The following is a 22,313-nucleotide window of genomic DNA, read 5'->3' as shown; positions in this document are numbered from 1 at the left end:
GGTGTGGTTCTGGGCTTCCTGGTGCCGGTGAAGATGTCCGCTCGCTCTAAGGCAGCCGAGGCTGAGCACGGTCTTGCGGAGGTGCTGGAGCACCGCTTCCGTCCCCTCTCTACCGGCATCTGCGTACCCATCTTCGCGTTCTTCAGCGCGGGTGTGGCTGTGGGCGGTTTTGAAGGCCTCGGACGCGCCCTCACCGACTCCGTGGCGGTCGGCATTATGGTTGCGCTGGTTGCCGGTAAGACCATCGGTATTTTCGGCACCACCTGGCTCGTAACTCGCTTCAAGAACGCTAACCTCGATCCGGATGTCGCCTGGATTGACGTGGTCGGTCTGGCTGCAACCGCTGGTATCGGTTTCACCGTGTCCCTGCTGGTGGCTGAGCTATCCTTCCCGCATGGCTCCCCGCACACCGAGGATGCAAAGATTGCGATTCTTGTCGGCTCTGTTCTGGCTGCCATTGTGGGCGCGGCTATCCTATCTCGCCGTAACAAGCACTACCGCGCCCTAGCCGAGAAGGAAACCTTGGACGCTGACGACAACGGCATCCCCGACGTCTTCGAAGGCACCTACCGTGACCCGAAGGCTGAAGCCTAGCAAGAAATCCTAAGGTTCAGAACCTTCTTACACCCCAATGACCCGCTGATTATGATGTCTTACCGCGCTACCTCACGTCGCCGTACAGAACGAGTAGGGCAGGCACCCGCGCCTCCCTCAAGGTATGCAGAGATATCAGCACGCGTGGTCATTGGGGTGTATTCTTTTGCCGCGCTTCTGACCACGTTTGCGTGGATTATCTCTCCGCTGCGACACGGTTGAGGCTTCACCTGGTGGGAAGTCACCGCAGACCTGTTGAATATCCCATCCACTCACACTCTGCCCAGTGCTATTACGATGATTGTGCTGGTTTCTGGGCTGATTGTGCGCAAGCGCGCTGCCCTCATTGCCATCATCGTTTTTCAGCTGCTGGGCGCGCTGATTGCGACCCATAGCGCTTTTACACTGGTGTTCCCCGCGAGGATTATGCCTAAGGAGCGTATTTTCTCCTCAACGGTCAACATGCGCTCCATCGTGTTTGCGTGTGCGCTGGTGCCGTTCCTTTTTTCGATTCGTTCGGCGTTCCCGGCACGCATTGGTCGCCTCTCGTGAGCGGGTGCGGCTGCTACGGCAGCCGGCGGTATTCTGCTGACCATTTTTGTGCTCTGGTATCTCTGCCGTATTGGTGTGTGGGAACCGTTGCGTTCGGTTGCCCGTGGGAGTTGCTGATGCACGGTATGGGTATTGAGCGTACCCATCCCGGTGTTTGGTCTGCTGATGTGGTGGGTTTCTTGGCCTCTTTCGGTTACAGTGCTTCGCTGGTTGCGGCGCTGAGCATCAGCGAGGCTGGCGCGCGCCTATAACCGTGCGGGTCTATCGATTATTCAGATGGGTGAGGAGGCGGTCCTTGAGACGGATCGTTTCACGCTCAATGACACATCGATGTTACTGGTGCGTCAGGCGGTTCAGCGTGTGCGCTATAGCGGGTATACAGCGCTGATACGTCGCTTTACGGAGCTGGATGAGCAGCAGCATCAGCAGGTTGCGGAGGATATTTCGGCGTCGCGTCTGTATCATTTCAATCTGAAGTTTGCCCCGTTGTGGGTTCCTCGTTTTTTGGCGATGGTGAATGTTATGTTTGCTGCGGGCATGGCGGAGGGCTTTTTACCGAATCTGTCGGCACGCCGTTTGCAGGATCAGAAGCAGGTTCTTTCTGCAGGTGAGTTGGACGCTCTTCACCAGATGCAACTCGCTACTGTGGAAGAGCTTCCTGAAGTGTCGCGTAGCGATCAGACTCAGCATCGTCTGCGCCATTTGGAGGCACTACGCGCAGCGGGCATGGAGCTGTATCCGCTGGGTGGTGATAAGGGCGGTACTAGCATCTCTGTGTTGGGTGTCCGGGATGCCCTGAGTATATTCTCTTCTATAAATATTCCAGATTCAGAATTTATTGTTTCCGGGCGTGTTCGTGCGCTTCGTAAGCACAGCGGAGTCCTCTTTGTAACCCTTGTTGAAGAGGGTGAAACCATGCAGGTTGTCATAGAGCGTAGCTTGGTGGGCGAGCGTTTGCTAAGCCTCGCCTCCCGCAACCTGGATACGGGCGACATCATCACCGTGCGGGGCACCTACGGGGCGAGCCGTAACGGCACTGAATCGCTGATTGCCTCCACCTGGCATATGGCGCCGAAGAGTCTGCACCCCATCCCCTTTGACTCCTTTACTGGCCCGGAGGCGCGTCTGCGTCGCCCGTTCCACGGACCTGTTGGTGCATCCAGATCAGATTCAGAATCTGCGCCTGCGCACTGCGGTGATTAAGGCGTTACGTGCCCGTTTGGATGCGGAGGGTTTCCTTGAGGTGGAGACCCCGATTCTGCATACGGTGCACGGTGGTGCGAGCGCGCGTCCTTTCCGTACGTATATCAATGCCTATGGTGAGGATTTGACGCTGCGTATTACGCCAGAGCTGTATCTGAAGCGTCTGGTGGTGGGCGGTAGCGGTCCGGTGTATGAGCTGGGTCGTGATTTCCGTAATGAGGGTGCTGATGCGACCCATAATCCGGAGTTTACGGTGCTTGAGGCGTATCGTCCGTATGCGGATTATGTGCAGATGCGGCAGTTGATGGAGCATCTGATTAAGGATGCCGCACAGGCGGTGTTTGGTTCGGTGTCGTTGCCACTGGGTCATAAGGCTTCGAGCGAGCACACGGTATCTGATGTGTCGGGTCCGTGGCGTGTGGTGTCGGTGTGTGATGCCCTGTCGGAGGCACTGGGTCGCCGTGTGGATGTGCAGACAGATTTTGAGGAGTTGCTGGCTTTGGCGCAGCAGCACGGTGTGCGTGTTCATGAGGGTACGGGTCCGGGAGCCATCGTTGAGGAGCTGTATGGTGAGCTGGTTGAGGCGCATACAGTGGAGCCGACGTTCTATACGGATTTCCCTGCGGAGACGAGTCTGCTTGCGGCACCGCATCGTAGTGTTCCGGGTTTGGCGGAGCGTTGGGATTTGGTGATCAATGGCATGGAGATAGGCTGTGAATATTCCAAATTGGCGGATCCTCTGGTGCAGCGTGAGCACCTGACGGAACAGTCGTTGAAGGCGGCTGCGGGTGACCTGGAGGCGATGGAGGTGGATGAGGATTTCCTGTACGCCTTGGAGACGGGTATGCCGCCGACGGGTGGTTTGGGTCTGGGTGTGAACCGTTTGGTGATGCTGTTGGCTCAGACGCAGATTCGTGGGGTATTGTCGTTCCCGTTTGTGAAGCCTGAGTGTTCATAGTCCCGGCCGATACCCCCGTTTATTCGCTAAGCCCGGTGCGAGGTTTTGCGCCTTGTGCCGGGCTTTTTGCGCCCACCCCACTAGTATTGGTGGAACCCTCACGGAGCCTATATTTACTCTGCCCGTATATTAAGTATTCGTTACATTTTGCGTTTGACCCCTTTTTAAGTTGCTCCGTGAGGGTTGCGCATCCCACAATGAGGTGACTAATTATGCGGAGTATATTTGACTCCGCTGCGCGGCGTGAGTCCGCACCACCCAGCAATGTAACCCACACGTTGTCCCTCTTCCGGGTTTGAGCGTGCGGGCTTTTTGCTTTCAAGATTGGAGTACCGAGTGGATTTTCTTCTGGATATCATCGGGGATATTAATACGCATACTGCAGGGCTAACTTCCTCCGTCGATGCTGTGCAGAACTGGATGTGGAGTAATTTCCTCTACTACGCTCTGATTGCGGCTGGTCTGTACATTACAATTCGTACTCGCGGCGTGCAATGGCGTTCCATTAAGGAAATGATTCGTGTCTTGGGTGACCCGGTTGCTCGTGAGGCTGACGGCAAGAAGAGTATTTCTTCGTTCCGTGCGTTTACTGTTTCGGCGGCTTCTCGTGTGGGTACCGGTACTGTTGCGGGTGTTGCGCTGGCTATTGCTATGGGCGGCCCGGGTGCTGTGTTCTGGATGTGGGTTATTGCTGCTGTTGGTGCGGCTTCTGCTTTCGCGGAGTCCCTTCTGGGTCAGCTATACAAGGAGCGCGGTAAGGATTCCTATATTGGTGGTCCGGCGTACTACATGAAGCGCGGTTTGAATGCTCGTTGGATGGGTTACATCTTCGTGGCGTTCATTGTGGTCACTTATGCGTTTGTGTTTGTGGCGGTTCAGACGAATGCTGTGGTGGATGCTACGGCGAACTCGTTCAACATTGATGTTTCGGGTACTAATTCGATGGGCTTCCGAATCACTATTGGTCTGATTATGGTGGCGCTGACTGGGGCTATTATTTTCGGTGGTATTCGCGCGATTTCTTCGGTGACTGAGTGGCTGGTTCCGATTATGGCGGTGCTGTATCTGTTGCTGGGCCTACTGGTTGTTCTACTGAACATCACTGAGGTTCCGAATATGCTGCTGATGATTTTCCAGGGTGCTTTCGGCATTAAGGAGTTCGTAACCGGTGGCGCGATGGGTGCCGTAATTTGGGGTATGAAGCGTGGTCTGCTGACTAACGAGGCGGGTATGGGTACTGCTCCGAACGCTGGTGCGACCGCTACTATTTCTCACCCGGCTAAGCAGGGTTATGTGCAGACTCTGGGTGTTTACTTTGACACGATGATGGCGTGTACTGTGACTGCGTTTATTGTTCTGCTATCGAACCCGACCTATGGTGATCGTTCTCGTGGTGCGTCGCTGACTCAGTCGGCGCTGGCTATGCAGCTCGGTGACTGGGCGGTTCACTTCTTGACGATTGCGATTTTCATGTTTGCGTTCTCCACTGTGATTGGTAACTACTACTACGGTGAGTCGAATATACGTTTCGTGACTGAGCGTAAGCTGCCGATGAATATTTTCCGCGTGCTAGTTCTGGTATTCGTGTTCTTCGGTGCAATTTCTTCACTGGATCTGGTATGGACTACCGCGGATATGCTGAATGCCGGCATGGTGATTGTGAACTTGACGGCGGTTCTGTTGATGACTCCGCAGGTTGTTGCGGTGTTGAAGAACTATGAGGCTCAGCGTAAGGCTGGTTTGGAGCCGATTTTTAAGGCTTCGGATATGCCTGAGTTAAAGAATCTTGCGGCGTGGGATGGCACCGATGAGGTGACTACCCGTGAGTTCTGGGCTGAGTATGACGCGAAGACTGCTGAGCGTCGTGCTGCTAAGAAGGCCAAGAAGGCTAAGCGCTAGTTTATAAGCCTCGTATAGGCTTTATGGAGGGTCCGTCCTGCTGTGTGCGGGGTGGACCCTTTTTGTGTACCTGAGGCGTATATGAGGCACCCATCAGGGTGGGCTCTGCGCGCCTCCTCGGACTGTTCTGAGGGCCTGGGGGCTCCTCACGGCTCTGTATGCTTAGGGAGGATGTTAGGAGGACTTATGGCTTGGAATAATGTACTGGAGCTGGTGGTCACCATCGTGTTTCTGGCTGGTATTGCGTTGGCGCTACTGTGCTTGGTGACGATTCATCGGAATCCATATTTTTCTGAGGTGCAGAAGTTGAAGTGGCTTTTGCTGGTGTTGTGCCTGCCGTATGTGGGTCCGGTGACGTGGTTGTTGCGTGCGCGTTTGGAACGTATTGACCGGGAACATGCTGAACACGAGCGTATGGCGCGGGAGCAGGGTTCTGAGGCTGCTTCCGATGGAGTGTCCGATCGCGCCTCGGAGGCTCCCTCTGAACCCTCCACCACCTTAAAGTAACAAAGGTCACACTCACTCAATTGGACAGCACCGCATGCAGTCCGTATAGTTTTATGTGTTGCCTACAGTGATACACCGTAAGACACATGCGCGAGTGGCGGAATAGGCAGACGCGCACGGTTCAGGTCCGTGTGCCCGTGAGGGCGTGGGGGTTCAACTCCCCCCTCGCGCACCAACGATCCCCGGTTCGAAAGAACCGGGGATTTTTTCATATCCATAACCATTTCCCCGCTAAATGACGGGGTTCCAGAGCGATCGCGAGTGCATCACCTAAAATAGAATCGGGTGTGTTCTTTCACAGGGCACACAGCTAACGCACAGACACGCTCGTTAAACTAAGCCTTTCGGATAAAGACCGTTTGCGCGGTCTGTTCCTCGGAATGGTCGTTGAGAAGGAGGCGGCATGAAGTTTTTCGACAAGCTGGGAAAGCTGGAGCAAGGCATCGGTCGCACTGTCGGCCTTTCCAAGGGCTTCGGCACCTTTGCGAAGGCGGATGTTGCTAACCGCGTCCGTATCATGATGGATGACGAGTCCTATGTGGACGGCAGTGGCCGCACTATGGCTCCTAATGTCTATACTCTCCGTTTCGCACCGGTTGATTTCCCTCGCCTACGCGAGTGGGGCAACCCGTTCGCTGTTGAGCTGTGCGATTTGGCAATTTCGCACGCCCGCGCGCAGGGTTACACCCTAATTGGTGCAGTTCGCGTGACGTTCAACGTTCTTGATTCTCTCTCTGAGGGAGAGTTTGAGGTTGTTGCGACCTTCGAGCCGTTCTCTGTGCCGGAGGCTCCGGCATCCCCGTCTTTGCGTGGTGCTATTAACTATGCACCGGTGCGTCCGCCGCGTGAGTCTTCTTTGCCGACCCGCATTACGAAGCCGGCTGCTCAGCCGCCTCAGCCCCCGCAGCCTGCACAGCTGCAGACTCCTGTGGGTCGCTCGAGCTCGAGCATGCCTGTACCGCCCCCTGCAGCGGGTATTCCCCGTTTCTTCTTGGAGATTGAGGGTCGCATGCACCCGGTGGATCGTCTGCCATTTGTGCTGGGCCGCGGTTCTGATGCTGATCTTCGTCTGGATGATAAGGGCGTTTCTCGCCGTCACCTGCAGCTTTCGATGCAGGGTGGTGCGGTGGTCGCCTCCGATATGGGTTCTACTAATGGCACGCTGATTAATGGGGCGCCTTTACGTGTACCCGTGATGCTGGCGAACGGTTCACTGCTTCGCATGGGTAATACCCGCATCATTTTCCATAGTTCGACCGGAGGTGCCCGTTAATGGCGTCCGAACTGACTGTTACTATCCTTCGTTACGCTTTTCTGGCGCTCATCTGGTTCTTTGTTTTCCTGGTGGTTTCGGCTGCTCGCCGTGACCTTGGTTTGGGTAAGAACTATCGTGCGGCGCCGGTTAATGCGGTTCCGGAGGCTACCCATATTGCGCCTCCGCCGGCTCGTCCTTCGCAGCTTGTGATTACTACGGGGGTGCAGGCTGGCGCGATGATGCAGCTGGGTGATCACCCGATTATTATTGGTCGCGCTAATGACATTGAGGTGTCTCTGCAGGATGATTACGCCTCTGGCCGCCATGCGCGTCTGTTTCCTCAGGGTTCCCGCTGGTTCCTGGAGGATTTGAATTCTACTAATGGCACGTTCGTCAATAGCGAGCGTCTGACTCGTGCGACCGCGATTGAGCCCGGTGATGATTTCCGCGTTGGCGGTACCACCATGCAGTTGAGGGGCTAGTGTATGAAGATCGCTTTTCGTTTTGAGGCCCGCTCTGATACGGGTCTGAAACGCTCGAAGAATGATGACTCCGGCTACGGTGGTCGTTTCCTTGCTGTGGTTGCTGATGGTATGGGCGGTCACGTGGGCGGCGATGTTGCGTCGGCTACGACGGTTTTGAATTTGACTCCACTTGACCATCCTGACTTTGAGGATGGTACCGGTAGCGTTTATCTGGCTGATGAGATTCAGAGCGCGAACCTGATTATTAATGAGCTGGCAGCTAATGACCCTCAGCTGGCGGGTATGGGTACAACCTGTACTGCTCTGCTGATTGATGGTGATTGCATTGAGTTCGCCCATATTGGTGATTCGCGTGCGTATCGTCTGCGTTCGGGTGCTGACGGCGAGTTTGAGCAGATTTCTACTGACCATACATTTGTGCAGCGTCTGCTCAATGAGGGTCGTATTACCCCGCAGGAGGCGGAGAACCACCCTCATAAGAACGTGATTATGCGCGTTCTGGGTGATGTTGACGCGTCCCCTGAGCTGGAGTTGAAGACTCTGGACGCTGTTCCAGGCGAGCGCTGGGTGCTCTCTTCAGACGGTTTGGATGCTGTGGTGTCCCTGTCGGAGATTGAGCAGGTGATGCGTTCTACCGATGACCTGTCTGAGATTGCTGACATTCTGATTGCGATGACGTTGGAGCGCGGCGCTCCGGATAACGTCACGGTTGTGTCTCTGCAGGTGATTGACCGTGAGGTTCTGCCGGTGGATGAGCCGGTGGGTCCTTCGAGCCTGCCTGAGTCTGCTCTGCCTGATTCGATTGTGGTGGAGCAGGAAGTTAGCACGAACACTCAGAAGCTTCCCGAGGCAGCTACCACGGTTGAGGCTACTGAAGCCCTTTTGAGCGCAGGCAATGACGATGACTCAGATGATTTTCTTCCCCGCTCATTGCATCGTTTCCGTCGTGCTCGTGACTTCTCTGGAACCCTGTTGCACAGTGGTTCTGGGGCCGTACGTCACTATATCGGCACGTACGATAATGCCGTGGATGCGGCTCTTACGAATGCTGCGATTTTGCGTAGCGAATTGGGTTCCCGCCCGCATCAGCTGGTTGGTGCCGCTTCGGTGGCTACTGAGACCGGCATGATTCCGGCGGTTACTTCTCGTACCCTGGAGCATCGTGCGACGGTGGCTCAGCGTGTGCCGTTGAAGGTCGAGTCTGATGAGGCGACCCTGCCAGATGAGCTGGAGGAATTGATCGCTGAGGATACTGTGGAGCATTCTCGCCCGCGGTCTTGGTCGATTCGCCTGTTCATTACCCTGCTGATTGCCGCTATTTTGACGCTAGCTGCGTGGACCGGTCTGCGCTATGTGGAGCGTAGCTACTATGTGGGTGAGAGTGATGGCACGGTTGCGGTGTACAACGGTATTCCGCACGCATTGGGTCCGATTCGTCTTTCTCACGTGGTGGAGAATACTGATATTCAGACGAGTGAGCTAAGTGATCATACTCGTTCTTTGTTACGTAATGCAATTACGGCCAAGGACCTGGAGGATGCACATCAGATTGTGACTCGCTTGAAGACTCAGGCGGACCAGTCTCGTGAGAAAGCGGAGCAGGCTGTTGCTTCCGCTTCTGCGTCTATATCGCCGTCTGCTTCTGTGGTGGTTCCGAGCACCAATCCGACTTCCGCGGCTCCTGTAGCACCTGAGCAGGCTTCTGAGCAGTCCGCTGAAGGTGGTGTGTCTAATGGCTAAGTTCTCGTTCCGTCGTGAGTCGGATGTGCCTCGGGCACGCCGTTTTACGGAGCTTTTCCTACTGGTTTTGGCGGTGGGTGTTGGCTCTTTCGGCATGTACCTGATTGATCCGGAGCACGCTTTTGATACATCGAAGAGCCAGTGGCTGCCGTGCACGGTGGTGCTGGGTACTGGTGCTCTTCTGATTCACCTGGTCATGCAGTTCCGCGCGCGTTATGCTGATCCGTTTATTCTGCCGCTAGTGGTGGCTCTGAACGGTATCGGTTTGACCATGATTTATCGTCTGGATCCGCAGATTGCGGCTCCGGTGGGTGATGGTCAGCTGATGTGGACCGGCGTGTCTATGGTGCTGTGCGCGATTATTGTGTTCGTGCTCAGAGATTACCGCGTGTTGCGTAAGGTCACGTACACCTCACTGGTGCTGTCGATGATTCTGCTCATCATGCCGTTGGTTCCGGGTCTGGGTATGGAGCTCAACGGTGCTCGTATTTGGATCCATATCGGTAACCGCACGTTCCAGCCGGGTGAGGTTGCGAAGATTACGCTGGCGATTTTCTTCGCCGGATATTTAGCTACGCACCGTGACCTGATTCTGGTGGCGGGCCGCCGCATCGGTCCTATCAATCTGCCGCGTCTGCGTGATTTGGCGCCGGTGTTCTTGGCGTGGATAGTGAGCCTGGGTGTTCTGGTGTTCCAAAAGGACCTTGGTTCGGCCATCATGTTCTTTGGCTTGTTCATGGCGATGTTGTACCTGTCGACCGGTCGTATTTCGTGGCTGGTGATTGCGGGTATCGGTATGGCTGTGGGTGGCTATTTTGCATACCACTATGTCTCGCATGTGCACGCTCGTATTTATGCGTGGGTCCACGCTTTTGATCCAGAGATTTACCAGGCGTCTCCTGGTGGTTCGGGTCAGATTCTGCAGGGCGTTTTTGGTCTGGCTTATGGCGGTCTTTTTGGCCGCGGTTGGGGTCAGGGCCGAGCGAACCTCGTCCCGTACGCTAACTCAGACATGATTATTTCCTCCTTGGGTGAGGAGCTGGGCTTGGTGGGTCTGGGCGCCATCCTGATGATGTTCATGCTCTTGGTTTCGCGTGGTTACCGCGCAGCGTTGGGTACTCGTGATGGTTTCGGTAAGCTGCTGGCTGCTGGCCTGTCCACAGTTATGGTTCTGCAGCTGTTCGTGGTGATTGGCGGCGTGACTCGCTTGATCCCGCTGACTGGTCTGACAACTCCGTTTATGTCAGCCGGTGGCTCCTCGTTGGTGGCTAACTGGATAATTGTGGCGCTATGGTTGTCTATTTCTCATAGTGCCCGCGCACCTCACCTGGTGGCTGGTTATGATGCTCCGCAGGGTATTGACCATGCGGACACTAGCTACGAGCCGGAGGGTGCTACTAGCGTTCTGGCGCGTATTACGGCTAAGGATTCTGGAGGTGAGAAGAATGGATAGGGCTATTCGCCGCATGTGGATGTCTGCCGCGTGCGTGTTTGTTCTGCTGATGGGTACCCTCAGCTATATTCAGTTCTTCGATTCGAAGACTCTGATGAATAATCAGTGGAATTCTCGAGCGCTCTACGACAATTACGGTTCGGCACGCGGTTCGATCGTGGTTGATGGTACGGAGATTGCTTCGTCGGTGAAATCCGACGATGAGTACAACTACCAGCGTGTGTATAACCACCCGCTTAAGTATGCGGCTCTGACGGGTTATTTCTCCACGATTTATGGCGCGACAGGCCTGGAAGCTGCACTGGATAAGGAACTTGCCGGCACGAGCGACAGCCAGTTCTATGACCGTGTGGCGCAGCTGTTTAGCGGTTCTTCTACGCAGGGCGCTAGCGTGGAGCTGACGATTAATTCGAAGCTTCAAGATATTGCATATAGCGCTCTGCAGGGCCGTAAGGGCGCTGTGGTGGCAATGAACCCGAAGACTGGTGAGATTCTGGCGATGGCTTCTTCGCCGTCCTATAATCCGAATCTTCTGTCTGCTCATACGAGCTCTTCGGTTTTGGCGAATTATCAGGCACTGACTTCTGACGAGGACAGCCCCCTGTTCAACCGTGCGATTGCCGGTAATACCTATTCACCAGGTTCGACGTTCAAGATTATTGATGCGGTGGCAGCACTGGAGTCCGGCAAGTACAACGCGTCTTCGGTCATTGCGAATCCCGCCCAATTGCCTCTGCCGGGTACGAACATTAGCCTGCCGAACTATACGGGCGGTCAGTGTTCGACCCGCACTCAGGCGACAATTGAGTGGGCTTTAGCTCAGTCCTGTAATACGCCGTTTGCGCAGATTGCGATGGACTTGGGTCAGGAGCGTATCGCGAAGACCGCTGAGAATTTTGGTTACGGCCAGGATTTGAAGATTCCTTTGACGGTTTCTAAATCGTCTTTCCCGTCGAATCTGACGCAGAGCCAGCTGGCTCAGTCAGCGATTGGTCAGTACGACGTGAAGACCACTCCGTTGCAGGTGGCGATGACTTCTGCGGCGATTGCAAATGGCGGCGTGCAGATGAAGCCAAACCTGATTCGTTCGGTGAAGACCAGCAACCTGAGCACTTTGCAGGAGTTCTCTCCTGAGAAGCTGCGTACGTCCACTAGCCCTGAAATTGCTAAGCAGGTGAAGCAGTGGATGGTGAATGCGGTTGATAATGGTATTGCACGTAATGCAGGTGTCTCCGGTGTGAAGGTGGCTGGTAAGACAGGTACCGCGGAGACTACGGCAGGTTTGAATAATTCTTGGTTTACCGGTTTCGCGCCGGCTGATGATCCTCAGATTGCGATTGCTGTGGTCTACGAGGATATTGACGTGGCGACCGGTGCCCAACTGGCAACCAGTACTAGTAAGCAACTCTTTGAGGCGGTGTTGAACAAGTGAGGCCTGCGGCTGATATCACTTTGGGCGGGCGCTACACCCTAACCGAACGTATCGCAATTGGCGGTATGGGTGAGGTGTGGAAAGCTCGCGACAAGGTGCTTGGACGCATCGTTGCGGTCAAGATCCTCAAGGAGGAGTACACCGGTGACCCGGGCTTCTTGGAGCGTTTCCGCGCTGAGGCCCGTAATACGGCGCTATTGAACCACCCCGGCGTAGCGAATGTTTTCGACTACGGTGAGGAGGACAACTCTGCGTACCTGGTCATGGAGCTGGTGCCGGGGAACCCGCTCTCTAGCATCATCGAGCATGAGACTACTCTACCGCCTGATCGTATTCTGAACTTCATTGCTCAGACTGCTCGTGCGCTGGCTGCGGCTCATTCGCAGGGCCTGGTGCATCGTGACGTAAAGCCCGGTAACCTTATCATCACTCCGGATAATCGTGTGAAGGTGACCGATTTCGGTATTGCTCGTCTGGCTAATCAGGTGCCGTTGACGGCTACCGGCCAGGTAATGGGTACCGCCCAGTATTTGGCACCGGAGCAGGCGACCGGTCAGGCAGCTACCCCCTCTTCGGATATGTACTCGTTGGGCATTATTGGTTATGAGTGCCTGGTGGGTCGCCGTCCGTTTACGGGTGAGTCGCAGATTGCGATTGCGTTGGCTCAGGTGAATGATCCGCCGCCGCCGCTTCCGGAGACCATCCCGGGTCCTGCTCGTGCACTGATTATGTGTCTTTTGGCGAAGGACCCGGCTCAGCGTCCTAAGGATGCGACCGCTCTGGCGTCTGCGGTGGATGCGATTCGTCGCCGCGACCTGAAGGCTGCGGTGAAGGCTGTTCCTTCTCTGGCTCAGTTCTTGGCTGAGGAGAACGCTGATGACGCTACTATCGCAATGACCGCTATGGATGTTGCGGCTGAACCGATTAGCGCTTCTTCTACTCCGCGTTTCGGTTCTGGCGGTCGTTTCTCGCCGGAGCCGACGACGGCGCCAATTCCTCGTACGAGTGAGCAGACGATGCGCCCCATGTCTGGTCGTGTGAAGTCTACTCCTGCTCCTGCAGCGAAGCGTGGTCCGAACGTGTGGATGTGGGTTGCTCTGCTGCTGGCAATTGTGCTGATTATTGGTGGTATTTGGACGGTCCTTTCTTCTAATAATGGTGGCGGTTCGACTGATTCGGTTCCGAGCGTTTCTTCGTCTGTTGTTCCGACGAACACGGGTACCGTTTCTACGGTGGAGCCAACTGATTCTGCTTCTGCCTCTGGCGCAAAGCAGAAGGTGACTGTCAATGCGATTAACTATGAGGGTCGCGAACTGCAGGATGCGGTGAACGAGCTGAAGAATCTGGGTTTGTCTCCCAAGACTGAGGGCATTGAGTCGACTCAGCCGGAGAACACGGTGATTTCGGTTTCTCCGACGGGTACTTTGGATCAGGGTAATAGCGTGACTGTTCGCTATTCGACCGGTCCGAAGTCGGTGACTTTGCCGTCGAACCTTGAGGGTAAGAACGTGGATGAGGCATCGAAGGCTGTTGCTGCTTTGGGTGTGAATGTTTCTCTGCATTATGAGAATTCGGACACTGCAGCTCCCGGTACGGTGCTTCGTACTACCCCGTCGTCTGGCACCAAGGTTACGGTTGGTAGTAATGTAGACATGTATGTGGCCTCTTCCAGCTCGGGTAGGGGATCTAGTGCAAGCGCTTCGGCTTCACGGTCTGCGTCGGCTTCTGCGTCGGCGCGTTAGCCCCTACATTTTGATTTAGTTTTAGTCTTAGTGATCCAGGAGAACTTATGGACCTGTCGGTTCCCGACACGGTTGATAACCGTTACAAGGTACTCGAGGTAATCGGTACCGGTGCAATGGCAACCGTTTATGCTGCTGAGGATACTCGCCTTGGCCGCAAGGTTGCGCTTAAGATTCTGCGCCCGGAGCAGGCCCAGGACGATACGTTCCGCGCACGCTTTAAGCGTGAGGCGGAGGCGGTGGCGTCTCTGAACAATCCTGCGATTGTTGCTGTCTATGACACCGGTTCGTATAACCCCTCTCAGGAGGGTAAGGAGTCTGCTTCTTCGGAAGAGGGCCCCGCTATTCCTTATATTGTGATGGAGTACGTGGAGGGTCATACGCTGCGTTCCATCCTGTCCCGTGGCGGTCACCCGCCGGTCCGTGATGCTTTGGGTTATTCCGAGCAGTTGCTGGGTGCTTTACAGTACAGCCACTCAATGGGCATTATTCACCGCGATATTAAGCCCGCAAATATTATGGTGCTGGACCGCACTAGCGAGGATATCGCTAAGGGTCAGCCTGGCCAGATTAAGGTCATGGATTTCGGTATTTCCCGTGCCATCGAGGAGGCTGGCGAGGCCCTAACCAAGGCTAACGTGGTGATGGGTAGCGCACGCTACATGTCCCCTGAGCAGGTCAGTGGCAAGAATGTTGATGCACGCAGCGATTTGTACTCTGCTGCTTGTGTGATTTACGAGATGATTGCTGGTCATTCTCCGTTCGATGCTGAGTCGAATGTTGACCTGGCGGCTAAGCATCTCTCTGACGCTCCTGAGCCTCCGAGCAAGTTCACTCCGCTTGAGGTTCCGGCGGGTCTGGATGCCATCATTCTGAAGGGTCTGGCAAAGAACCCAGATGAGCGTTATCAGAGCGCAGCTGAGTTCGCTCAGGCTCTAGTTTCGGTTGTTCGCCCGGGTGAAGAGACCGTGGTTCAGGATGCAGCAATGACTACTGCTTTTGTTCCTTCGGCGGCTACTGCTTCCTTAGGTGAGGATTACGCCCCGTACACCACCTCGATTACTGAGGCTTCGGTGGAAGACGGCGGCCTCAACGGCTTCTTCGAGTATGAAGACGATGAGGAGCTGTACGATGATGAGGAATACGCGGAATACGATGAGTCTTCGCCGCGTAAGCGTGCGTGGGTTCGTTTCCTCGTGGGTACTCTGATTGCGGCTCTGTTGGTTTTCAGCGTCGGCTCAGTGCTGTACTACCAGAACAAGCTCAATGAGGTTCCGCAGGTTTCAGTTCCGGCTGTGGTGAATGTTTCACGCGATGATGCCGAGAATCAGCTGCGTAACCTGGGCTTCGTGCTGGAGTACCGTCAGGGCTACTCGGACAACATCAAGAAGGGTGACGTTATCAGCGTTGAGCCGGGTGTTGGTTCTAAGGTTGATAAGGGCTCAACCGTTATTGTGACTGTTTCGAACGGTCCAGAGAAGGTTAAGCTACCGGGTAACCTACAGGGTCAGAGTGAGGCGTATGTCCGTAACACTCTGAAGGACCTGGGCCTGGTGGATGGCCGTGTTACCACCGTGGAGAGCGCTTCTGTTCCTGCGGGCATGGTTGTGGAGCTTTCCCCGGAGAAGGGCTCAACCGATGATAAGGGTGTTCAGACCGTTGAGGCTGGTAGCACCGTAAACATCGTCCTGTCCTCCGGTAAGGTGAAGGTCCCCTCGCTGGTGGGTCTGACCAAGGACCAGGCGATTGCTGCTCTGACCGCTCAGGATGTTCTACTGAACACTAACATTGAGACTGTTCAGACTAACGAGCGTCCTGCGGGCACTGTGCTTTCGCAGAGCTCTGCAGCGGGTACTCTGGTAGCTCAGAACAGCACGGTGACGATTCGTGTGGCTGCTACTCCGACTGCTGCGGCTGCTACTCCGACTGCTGCAGCAGCAAATAACCGTCCTTCAGGTTCGGCTTCGGCGCCTGTGGCACCGACTGCTTCTGCTTCTGCATCTGCATCTACCCGTACGATTCAGAGCAATAACGCGAACGCCAATGCGAACAACGCTAATAACACTAATGCGAATACCCGCTAAGGGGTTCTAGCGACTAACCAAAAGGGGAGGCACTCCACACCAAACGGTGTGGGGTGCCGCCCCTTTTTGTATACCTGGCATCGGGTTAGGAAGTGTGTGGGGGTAAAGTTATCGCCTCCAGTTTCCCTGTAGCATGTCTACTACGGGGCTTCTAGAGGCGATATAAACAGTTGAGGGCGGCTTTACTAAGCCATGAGGGGTGAGAGGCTCTTAGCGCGGTCTGCGGCTCCCTGCAGGCCGGTTTCTTCGAGCCAGTTGCCGAGCATGAGGTATCCGCTTTCGGTCAGGACCGATTCAGGATGGAACTGCACCCCGTGCATGGGGGCTTCGCGGTGGCGCAGACCCATAATGATGCCGTTGTCGGTGGTGGAGGTGGTTTCCAGGATCTCGTGCATGGTTTCGGGTACGACTGCCAGGGAGTGATAGCGGGTCGCGGTGAAGGGGTTGGGCACATCTTTGAATACGGAGACGTTCTCGTGCACGAGGCGGGAGGTCTTGCCGTGCATGAGTTCGGGAGCATGGGTAACGGTGCCACCGAATGCCTCCGCGATGGCTTGGTGGCCAAGGCATACACCCAATAGAGGTTTCTTCGCTTCAGCTGCCCAGCGAATAGTGTCAATGATAACGCCTGCTTCTGCAGGGGCGCCGGGGCCCGGGGAGACGAGCACGCCGTCGTGTTCTTCGGCGAACTTGATGACGGCGTCAAGTTCATATTCGTCATTACGGATGACGGTGGTTTCAGCGCCGAGCTGCTGAATGTAGCCGACTAGAGTGAAGACGAAACTGTCGTAGTTGTCGATGACAAGGATGCGGGTCATGGCACGTCCTTAGCACTAATGGTTGATGGTGACGTTCAAGTTGAAGGGGCCGTACTCTGCGAAGTGGGGGAAGATGAATTCCATGAGCAGGTAGACTACGGCGAGTATCAGCACAATAGCGATGATGATGCGAACCCACAGGGGGCCGGGGAGGTGACGGAAAATCCATGCATACATCTGCTTTTCCTCTCTGTTTTTAGGATCCTGCGACGGAGGCGGCAATTTCTGCGGGCGCTCCGGCTGCGGCGGGCCGCCAGGATTCAAGGCGGGCGTGGACAATGTATCGTTCGGTGTCACCGTAGCGCGGGTGGCAGGTGGTGAGCGTCAGAAGGCGCTCGGTGGGTGCTACACCGGGCTGTCCGGGGACGGGTTCGATAACTTCTACCTGGTCGGGCTGCACGATTTCGTGGCTGTAGACGGTGTAGGTGTAGTAGCCGTCTTTGGTGCGCACGTAGATGTGGTCGCCTTGGGTGAGCAGGTCAATGTCGTTGAGGACTTTACCGCGGGTTTGGCGGTGGCCTGCGAGGGAGAAGTTGCCAATCTGTCCGGGCATGGCGCTTCCTTCGTAATGGCCGAGTCCGAGGGAGTCGAGCACGTCGGAGCTGGTGCCCTGGGTGGCGGGGCGCTGGTAGTCGGATCCGAACTTGGGGATGTAGACGATGCCGAAGACTTCACCGTGGCCGGGTTCACTCAGACCTGCGGGAGGGGTGTTGGGATCCCAGTTGGGTAGGGGTTCGGCGGGTGTGGAGTCAAATTCCTGGACGAGGGTGCTGACGGCTTGGGATTGGGTGCGGTCAGCGTCGATGTTGGTCCACCAGAGCTGCCATGCGACGAAGAGCAGTAGCAGCAAACCGACGGTGATAAGGAGTTCGCCTGTAATCTGGATAATCCAGCGCAGCACAGTGCGGGGGCGGCGCTCTGCGGTGGGTGCCGTTCCTTGGCTCATGCGTTCTCCTTTGTCCTTTGGGTTGTGTATGTTCTTGGGTGCCAAATGGCTTTCCTTATCTCTCAACGCATGGAGAAGGTGAAATCATCCCGTAAGTCTGCAAAGATAGGTATGAACATAATTTTTTAGGTTACCCATACAACAATAAGCGGAGGAAGTATGTCGACCAAGTCGGCTAAGGCATCGTCCAAAAAGAAGTCTCAGAAGTCTGCCAAGTCTGAGGTGAAGGATGCGAGCGAGCTGCGCCTGCGTGAGATTGCTCGTGAGATGGAGAGCGGTACGCAGCTGAAGGAGCAGACTCCGTTGTGGTACCGCGTGATTATGTTCTCGCTGTTGGCGGTGGGCATTCTGTGGATTATTGTTTTCTACATTACGCAGGGCCTGTTTCCGATTCCTGATATGGGTATGTGGAATGTGAGTGTTGGTGTGGGCGCCATGATGGCGAGCATGCTGATGATGACTCGCTGGCGTTAGATCTTATATAGAGGCGGCCGTCCCGTGTGGGGTAGCCGCCTCTGTATGTGTCTTGGGGTATTGAGAGTTTTATTACCCGGTTCTTATATTCTTATATAAACATATAATCTAGTCAGACTTATATTTTTAATATTTTGGGTTAAGTTTAGCATCATGAACCAAGGAACCCTTTAGTAGATTAGGTCGCCTCGTGCCGCTTCGTGGACGCGCCTGGTTACGGTCTCCATGACGGGCGAGTTGATGTTCCAGCGCTGCCAGTAGAGAGGGAATTCTACAGGGGTTGTGGCGAGCTTCACGAGGTGTCCACTTTCCAGTTCTTCGGCGCATTGCGCCTCAGGAATGAGGCCCCAGGCAATACCGGAGCTGACGGCACGTGCATAGTCCGGAGATGAGGGAATATAGATGGTGGGACTTTGGATGAAGGTTTCTTCGGCCTCCAGACCTACCTCTTTTTCAATGAGGGCTCGTGCTATATCCTGCACAAAGTCTTTACGGTCATATTCGACAACAGGGGCACGATTGAGCTCTTCGTGGCTCATGGTCTTGGGCCAACCGGGTAGATATCGCTGTATATAGTCGGGGGTGGCAACGCACCAGTAGCGTGCCACGCCGAGGGTCTCGACGGAGCAGCCGGGGATTTTTTCGGGCTTAGAAGTGATGACTGCCATGACTTCTCCGGATCGGAGCATGGCGGATGAGTGGAATTCGCCTTCTCGTCGCAGATCACAGAAGATGCTGTCTTCGCGGCTGAGGGTTCCTACGGCGTCGATGAACCAGGTGGCGAGTGAGTCAGCGTTGACGGCAATGGAGACGCTCTGGAAGCCACCGGCACCCATGAGCTCGCGTTCCATTTCTTGCTGTAGGAATGCGCTCTGCCGGGCGATGCGTAGCACGCTTTGTCCGGCGTCGGTAGGGGTGACGGGGTTACTTCGGCGTAGCAGGACCTTTCCGGCAATCTGCTCCATAGCTTTGATGCGTTGGGAGATGGCGGAGGGGCTCACTCGCAGGATATCTGCCGCCGCGTCGAAGGTGCCGTATTCGATGACGGTGGCGAAGGTGGTGAGCTGGTCGGTACTGAAACGTGTCATAAGAATATCTTACGCAATGTGAAAATATTTAGATAGATTTAGGGCCCTTTTTCGCGTATTCTCGTCTCTGGCACTTCACACTTCCGCTAACGCACTTTATCCCTGCATCACGAGCTTTCGCCTGGCAAGCTGTTATTAGAAGGAGCCACCACCCGCAATATCCACAAAGCCCGTACCGTTTTATCGACATAGAAAGTTTCACAATGTCCACTTCCCTGTCCCTGCTGTTTCTGGGTGCTACCACCACGATTTCTTTGGTGGCGGCTATTGGCGCCCAGGGAACTTTTGTGCTGCGTCAGGGTATTTTAGGTCGGCATATTACCCCGATTATTATTTTCTGTATTCTGTCGGATGCTCTGATGATTAGCTTGGGAGTTGTGGGCCTGGGTGCCCTGTTGGATGCGGCGCCGTGGTTTATTGAGGTGTTCCGCTACGTGGGTGCGGCGTTTTTGGCGTGGTTTGGTTTTGAGGCTGGCCGCCGCGTGTTTACTCCGCACTCCATCGTTGTTGATGATGCGGAGGGGGGTTCTCAGTCGTTGAAGGCGGCTCTGCTGACCACGGCGGCGGTGACGTATTTGAATCCGCTGGCGTGGTTGGATACGACGATTCTTTTGGGTTCACTGGCGAACGCCCAGGGCGATCCTGGCCGTTGGTGGTACTACCTAGGCTGCTGCTGCGGTAGCCTGATCTGGTTTTTGATGTTGGGCTATGGTTCGCGCCTGTTGCGTCCGCTCTTTGCGCGCCCTTCAGCGTGGCGTGTTTTGGATGGTGCGACGGCTCTTCTGATGGCGTACCTGGTGTTCAACCTGCTGACGTTGAACCTATCTACCCATTAGCTTTTACCCCCTGACCTGCTTCTTTATACTTTGCCAACCTCTTTTTCGGTGCTCTTCTCCTCTTCGAAGGGTAAGAGCACTTCGTTTTTGGGCATGATGAGCAGACCCAAGTAGATATCGCGAATGATCAGGATGTGCTTAATCCGCTCAATCATGGGCTTGAGGAAGCTTCGGGCGTACTTTTCGTCGCTACTGGTGGTTGCAACGAAGCTGAGCCCGGAGAACACGGCAACGATCATGGACACCTTGATAACAACGGCGTTGATATTGGTGTCTACGCTGAGGATTTTGAGGTGTTCAGGTTTGACGGTCATCCAGGATTCGATGATGATATCGCTGATGGCAATGGATGAGAATCCCATGAAGAATCCGAAGACGAGCAGCATGAAGAGGGTCGCCTGGATAATCTGCCCAATCATGGGGATGATGATGAGGTTGCTCCAGGGCGCGATTTTGAGGGGTCGGTGTTCGAGGATTTTCTTCTCTTCGACCCAGTCTTGGGGCGGTGTTCCAGATTTCGCCTTCGAGGGCTGCGGCATGCTCGTAGTCACTATCGCTAAAGTGTGCAATGTCCATCGTCCCTGTAGCGCCCCAGCAGGCGCGCTGTGCGCTCCAGGGAGGTCGTAACGACCACGAAACATGGCGAGTAGTCCCATGAGGCCCAGAACCGCCCAGGTGCGCGGGAAGCTGAGTCTGTTGGCAAGCTTCCAGAGATCTGCGTTCACGAAGATGAAGAGTACAGACACCATGAGCACGGGCAGTACTTTCGCAATCATGGGCGGCAGAGAGGCAAGCTGGTGGATGGCGTGCTTGAGCGACCAGCCGAGTATAGTATCTACGTCCAGGAAGATGGCGAGGTAGATTCCGATAACAATAAGCGGGAAGACTTGGCCACCGTCGTAGACTAAGTCGAAACCTTCAAGAGCATTGGTTTCGAAGACGCTTGTGGTGAAGAGTATTCCGGTTGCGAGTACTTTGAAAGACCCCAGGGTGGTTTGTGCCCATCGTGGGGTGCGGACCATGAGCTTGTGGGTTAGAGCGATGAGCACCCCGGAGATGACCGGCATAACGAGGAAAATCCCGCCGAGTACGATCATTGAGAGTACTTCGTTTCTGAGGGCGTTATCGCTTGTGAGAGCTTTGATGTAGTCCGGTAGGGAGCCATTCGCGTCCTCTACTAGCATGAGGAGAATGTCGCGCAGGAAGATATAGCAGATGTGCATGATGCCAGCCCACAGGATCCACGGCACGGAGCGTGGGAACGCATCGAGAGCACGTTGACATGCAGGAATGATGAGGGGTGCACCCTGTTTACGGAACCATATATTACTCTGCTTCAGCATGTCGGCCCTAGTGTAGTGCTGAGTGGTGTAATGCTGAGATTGCACCGCTTCTGCAGTGGCTTTAGCACGCAGTCGCGCCCAGATAGGGCGTGCGTCCTTCTACTGCGGGATGTTCTGGTCCTGTGTACTCATGACATACCACTCTACAGGGTGAGATCTCTCTTTTACTCGCGAGTACCTATATTTCTTCCTTCTGGAGTTCTGCCCCAATAAAGCGGCTATAGGCACCCATGAGTAGCACAGCTGCTTCTTCGTGTTCCTCGTAGATACCTAGCTCCTCGTCTTCACTACCCGTGTATGTGCCGCTACTAATTTCGAGCAGGGATAACGGTCCTTCTGCGGTCTCCGGGGCTAGAGCATCCAGGATGAAGCTCAGGCTTTCTTCTGATTCTTCAGCTACCCCCATGAGTCGCCCCATGTGTGTACCCGGGTAGGGTGCGATCGTGAGGACGTCTTCGTTCTCGCATTGGACAATACGTGCCACAGGAACTATATCCCCGTCTGCGGTCTCTTCGAGCAGTAGCTCAGTAGAGAGATCGATATGGCTCTCCTCGCTCTGTAGGAGCTGTCTGGGCCACCAGAGATGGATGTATTCGGTCAGCGCTGCCCAGGCTTCGTGAGGCTCCAGCGTGCTCTCTACGTAGAGGGCTGCCGCTCGTTCTTCACCGTTGTGTTGGCGCTGCTGATCGACTGGCTCTGGTGCGTGGGAAAACATGGGGTAGTGCATGGTTCTACTCTATCCCAGTGTGTCTGTGGAGAGCATTCTTTCTTGTAGACAAAGCTTCGTAGACAAGCCTCTGAGGACATAAAAAAGGGGCAGACCCGTATGGATCTGCCCCTTTTTAGCTTTAGCTGTTAAAGCAAAAGAGCCCACGCAAGCGCGGCTCTTTTTATTGCCTATTGG

18 protein-coding genes, 1 tRNA gene and 1 pseudogene are annotated in these 22,313 nt (G+C 55.1%); 14 read left to right on the top strand and 6 right to left on the bottom strand.

Annotation, left to right across the window (positions count from 1 at the left end):
• From O3648_RS07550 to pknB, 12 genes and pseudogenes are all read left to right on the top strand, one after another.
• Positions 1 to 594, top strand: a 594-nt coding sequence (locus O3648_RS07550; protein WP_371569394.1) for a Na+/H+ antiporter NhaA, incomplete at its 5' end; no start/stop codon positions are given.
• Between the two features lie 144 nt (positions 595 to 738).
• A pseudogene (locus O3648_RS07545) lies at positions 739 to 3,307 on the top strand (lysine--tRNA ligase).
• A gap of 336 nt (positions 3,308 to 3,643) precedes the next feature.
• A complete protein-coding gene (locus O3648_RS07540) occupies positions 3,644 to 5,206 on the top strand; it encodes an alanine/glycine:cation symporter family protein (RefSeq protein WP_279791271.1) in 1,563 nt (520 codons plus the stop codon).
• Positions 5,207 to 5,392: 186 nt separating this feature from the next.
• Positions 5,393 to 5,713, top strand: coding sequence for a PLDc N-terminal domain-containing protein (locus O3648_RS07535; protein WP_279741607.1), 321 nt, complete (start codon positions 5,393 to 5,395; stop codon positions 5,711 to 5,713).
• Positions 5,714 to 5,801: 88 nt separating this feature from the next.
• Positions 5,802 to 5,888: transfer RNA gene (locus O3648_RS07530), tRNA-Leu, on the top strand.
• Between the two features lie 228 nt (positions 5,889 to 6,116).
• Positions 6,117 to 6,986 (top strand): FhaA domain-containing protein, encoded by an 870-nt coding sequence (locus O3648_RS07525; protein WP_371569390.1) that lies wholly within the window; start codon positions 6,117 to 6,119, stop codon positions 6,984 to 6,986.
• A complete protein-coding gene (locus O3648_RS07520; RefSeq protein WP_279741610.1) occupies positions 6,986 to 7,450 on the top strand; it encodes an FHA domain-containing protein in 465 nt (154 codons plus the stop codon). Before O3648_RS07525 ends, O3648_RS07520 begins: the two co-directional genes overlap by 1 nt.
• 3 nt (positions 7,451 to 7,453) lie before the next feature.
• Positions 7,454 to 9,193: a PP2C family serine/threonine-protein phosphatase gene (locus O3648_RS07515; protein ID WP_371569387.1), complete on the top strand. Its 1,740-nt coding sequence runs from the start codon at positions 7,454 to 7,456 to the stop codon at positions 9,191 to 9,193.
• Positions 9,186 to 10,646 (top strand): FtsW/RodA/SpoVE family cell cycle protein, encoded by a 1,461-nt coding sequence (locus O3648_RS07510; protein ID WP_279741613.1) that lies wholly within the window; start codon positions 9,186 to 9,188, stop codon positions 10,644 to 10,646. Before O3648_RS07515 ends, O3648_RS07510 begins: the two co-directional genes overlap by 8 nt.
• Positions 10,639 to 12,078 (top strand): penicillin-binding protein 2, encoded by a 1,440-nt coding sequence (locus tag O3648_RS07505; protein ID WP_279741614.1) that lies wholly within the window; start codon positions 10,639 to 10,641, stop codon positions 12,076 to 12,078. The genes O3648_RS07510 and O3648_RS07505 overlap by 8 nt, the downstream gene beginning before the upstream one ends.
• Positions 12,075 to 13,820 (top strand): protein kinase, encoded by a 1,746-nt coding sequence (locus O3648_RS07500; protein WP_371569383.1) that lies wholly within the window; start codon positions 12,075 to 12,077, stop codon positions 13,818 to 13,820. Before O3648_RS07505 ends, O3648_RS07500 begins: the two co-directional genes overlap by 4 nt.
• Before the next feature lie 47 nt (positions 13,821 to 13,867).
• Complete coding sequence (gene pknB / locus O3648_RS07495; protein WP_314079207.1) at positions 13,868 to 15,904, top strand: Stk1 family PASTA domain-containing Ser/Thr kinase; 2,037 nt, start codon at positions 13,868 to 13,870, stop codon at positions 15,902 to 15,904.
• A gap of 185 nt (positions 15,905 to 16,089) precedes the next feature.
• Here pknB and O3648_RS07490 read toward each other — a convergent pair whose 3' ends face one another.
• From O3648_RS07490 to O3648_RS07480, 3 genes are read right to left on the bottom strand one after another with little or no spacing between them, the layout of a single operon-like run.
• A complete protein-coding gene (locus tag O3648_RS07490; protein WP_371569382.1) occupies positions 16,090 to 16,722 on the bottom strand; it encodes an aminodeoxychorismate/anthranilate synthase component II in 633 nt (210 codons plus the stop codon).
• Between the two features lie 15 nt (positions 16,723 to 16,737).
• Positions 16,738 to 16,899: a hypothetical protein gene (locus O3648_RS07485; protein WP_314660332.1), complete on the bottom strand. Its 162-nt coding sequence runs from the start codon at positions 16,897 to 16,899 to the stop codon at positions 16,738 to 16,740.
• A gap of 19 nt (positions 16,900 to 16,918) precedes the next feature.
• Complete coding sequence (locus tag O3648_RS07480) at positions 16,919 to 17,668, bottom strand: class E sortase (RefSeq protein WP_371569381.1); 750 nt, start codon at positions 17,666 to 17,668, stop codon at positions 16,919 to 16,921.
• A 159-nt stretch (positions 17,669 to 17,827) separates the two neighbouring features.
• On the opposite strand from O3648_RS07480, the gene O3648_RS07475 reads away from it, so the two are divergent.
• Positions 17,828 to 18,142, top strand: coding sequence for a cell division protein CrgA (locus O3648_RS07475; RefSeq protein WP_371569380.1), 315 nt, complete (start codon positions 17,828 to 17,830; stop codon positions 18,140 to 18,142).
• A gap of 170 nt (positions 18,143 to 18,312) precedes the next feature.
• Here the strand turns inward: O3648_RS07475 and O3648_RS07470 are convergent, their stop codons facing one another.
• On the bottom strand, positions 18,313 to 19,230 hold the full coding sequence (locus tag O3648_RS07470; RefSeq protein ID WP_279741625.1) for a LysR family transcriptional regulator ArgP: 918 nt from the start codon (positions 19,228 to 19,230) through the stop codon (positions 18,313 to 18,315).
• A 203-nt stretch (positions 19,231 to 19,433) separates the two neighbouring features.
• On the opposite strand from O3648_RS07470, the gene O3648_RS07465 reads away from it, so the two are divergent.
• Positions 19,434 to 20,066, top strand: coding sequence for a LysE/ArgO family amino acid transporter (locus tag O3648_RS07465; protein ID WP_371569377.1), 633 nt, complete (start codon positions 19,434 to 19,436; stop codon positions 20,064 to 20,066).
• A 23-nt stretch (positions 20,067 to 20,089) separates the two neighbouring features.
• Here the strand turns inward: O3648_RS07465 and O3648_RS07460 are convergent, their stop codons facing one another.
• Both O3648_RS07460 and O3648_RS07455 read right to left on the bottom strand, forming a co-directional pair.
• A complete protein-coding gene (locus O3648_RS07460) occupies positions 20,090 to 21,454 on the bottom strand; it encodes a D-mannonate dehydratase (protein ID WP_371569375.1) in 1,365 nt (454 codons plus the stop codon).
• Positions 21,455 to 21,587: 133 nt separating this feature from the next.
• On the bottom strand, positions 21,588 to 22,136 hold the full coding sequence (locus O3648_RS07455; protein ID WP_371569373.1) for a GTPase: 549 nt from the start codon (positions 22,134 to 22,136) through the stop codon (positions 21,588 to 21,590).
• Between the last annotated feature and the right edge of the window lie 177 nt (positions 22,137 to 22,313).

Source organism: Rothia sp. 27098_8_161, assembly GCF_041432905.1.
GTDB lineage: Bacteria > Actinomycetota > Actinomycetes > Actinomycetales > Micrococcaceae > Rothia.
The sequence above is the reverse complement of the archived record's forward strand: the minus strand, read 5'-3'. Positions and strand labels throughout refer to the sequence as shown.

Bases quoted from the DNA above. Each gene is read 5' to 3' on its own strand.
- O3648_RS07470 (WP_279741625.1), bottom strand. From the start codon at position 19,230: ATGACACGTTTCAGTACCGACCAGCTCACCACCTTCGCCACCGTCATC.
- O3648_RS07475 (WP_371569380.1), top strand. From the start codon at position 17,828: ATGTCGACCAAGTCGGCTAAGGCATCGTCCAAAAAGAAGTCTCAGAAG.
- O3648_RS07510 (WP_279741613.1), top strand. From the start codon at position 9,186: ATGGCTAAGTTCTCGTTCCGTCGTGAGTCGGATGTGCCTCGGGCACGC.
- O3648_RS07515 (WP_371569387.1), top strand. From the start codon at position 7,454: ATGAAGATCGCTTTTCGTTTTGAGGCCCGCTCTGATACGGGTCTGAAA.
- O3648_RS07465 (WP_371569377.1), top strand. From the start codon at position 19,434: ATGTCCACTTCCCTGTCCCTGCTGTTTCTGGGTGCTACCACCACGATT.
- O3648_RS07505 (WP_279741614.1), top strand. From the start codon at position 10,639: ATGGATAGGGCTATTCGCCGCATGTGGATGTCTGCCGCGTGCGTGTTT.
- pknB (WP_314079207.1), top strand. From the start codon at position 13,868: ATGGACCTGTCGGTTCCCGACACGGTTGATAACCGTTACAAGGTACTC.
- O3648_RS07485 (WP_314660332.1), bottom strand. From the start codon at position 16,899: ATGTATGCATGGATTTTCCGTCACCTCCCCGGCCCCCTGTGGGTTCGC.
- O3648_RS07455 (WP_371569373.1), bottom strand. From the start codon at position 22,136: ATGCACTACCCCATGTTTTCCCACGCACCAGAGCCAGTCGATCAGCAG.
- O3648_RS07520 (WP_279741610.1), top strand. From the start codon at position 6,986: ATGGCGTCCGAACTGACTGTTACTATCCTTCGTTACGCTTTTCTGGCG.
- O3648_RS07490 (WP_371569382.1), bottom strand. From the start codon at position 16,722: ATGACCCGCATCCTTGTCATCGACAACTACGACAGTTTCGTCTTCACT.
- O3648_RS07535 (WP_279741607.1), top strand. From the start codon at position 5,393: ATGGCTTGGAATAATGTACTGGAGCTGGTGGTCACCATCGTGTTTCTG.
- O3648_RS07480 (WP_371569381.1), bottom strand. From the start codon at position 17,668: ATGAGCCAAGGAACGGCACCCACCGCAGAGCGCCGCCCCCGCACTGTG.
- O3648_RS07525 (WP_371569390.1), top strand. From the start codon at position 6,117: ATGAAGTTTTTCGACAAGCTGGGAAAGCTGGAGCAAGGCATCGGTCGC.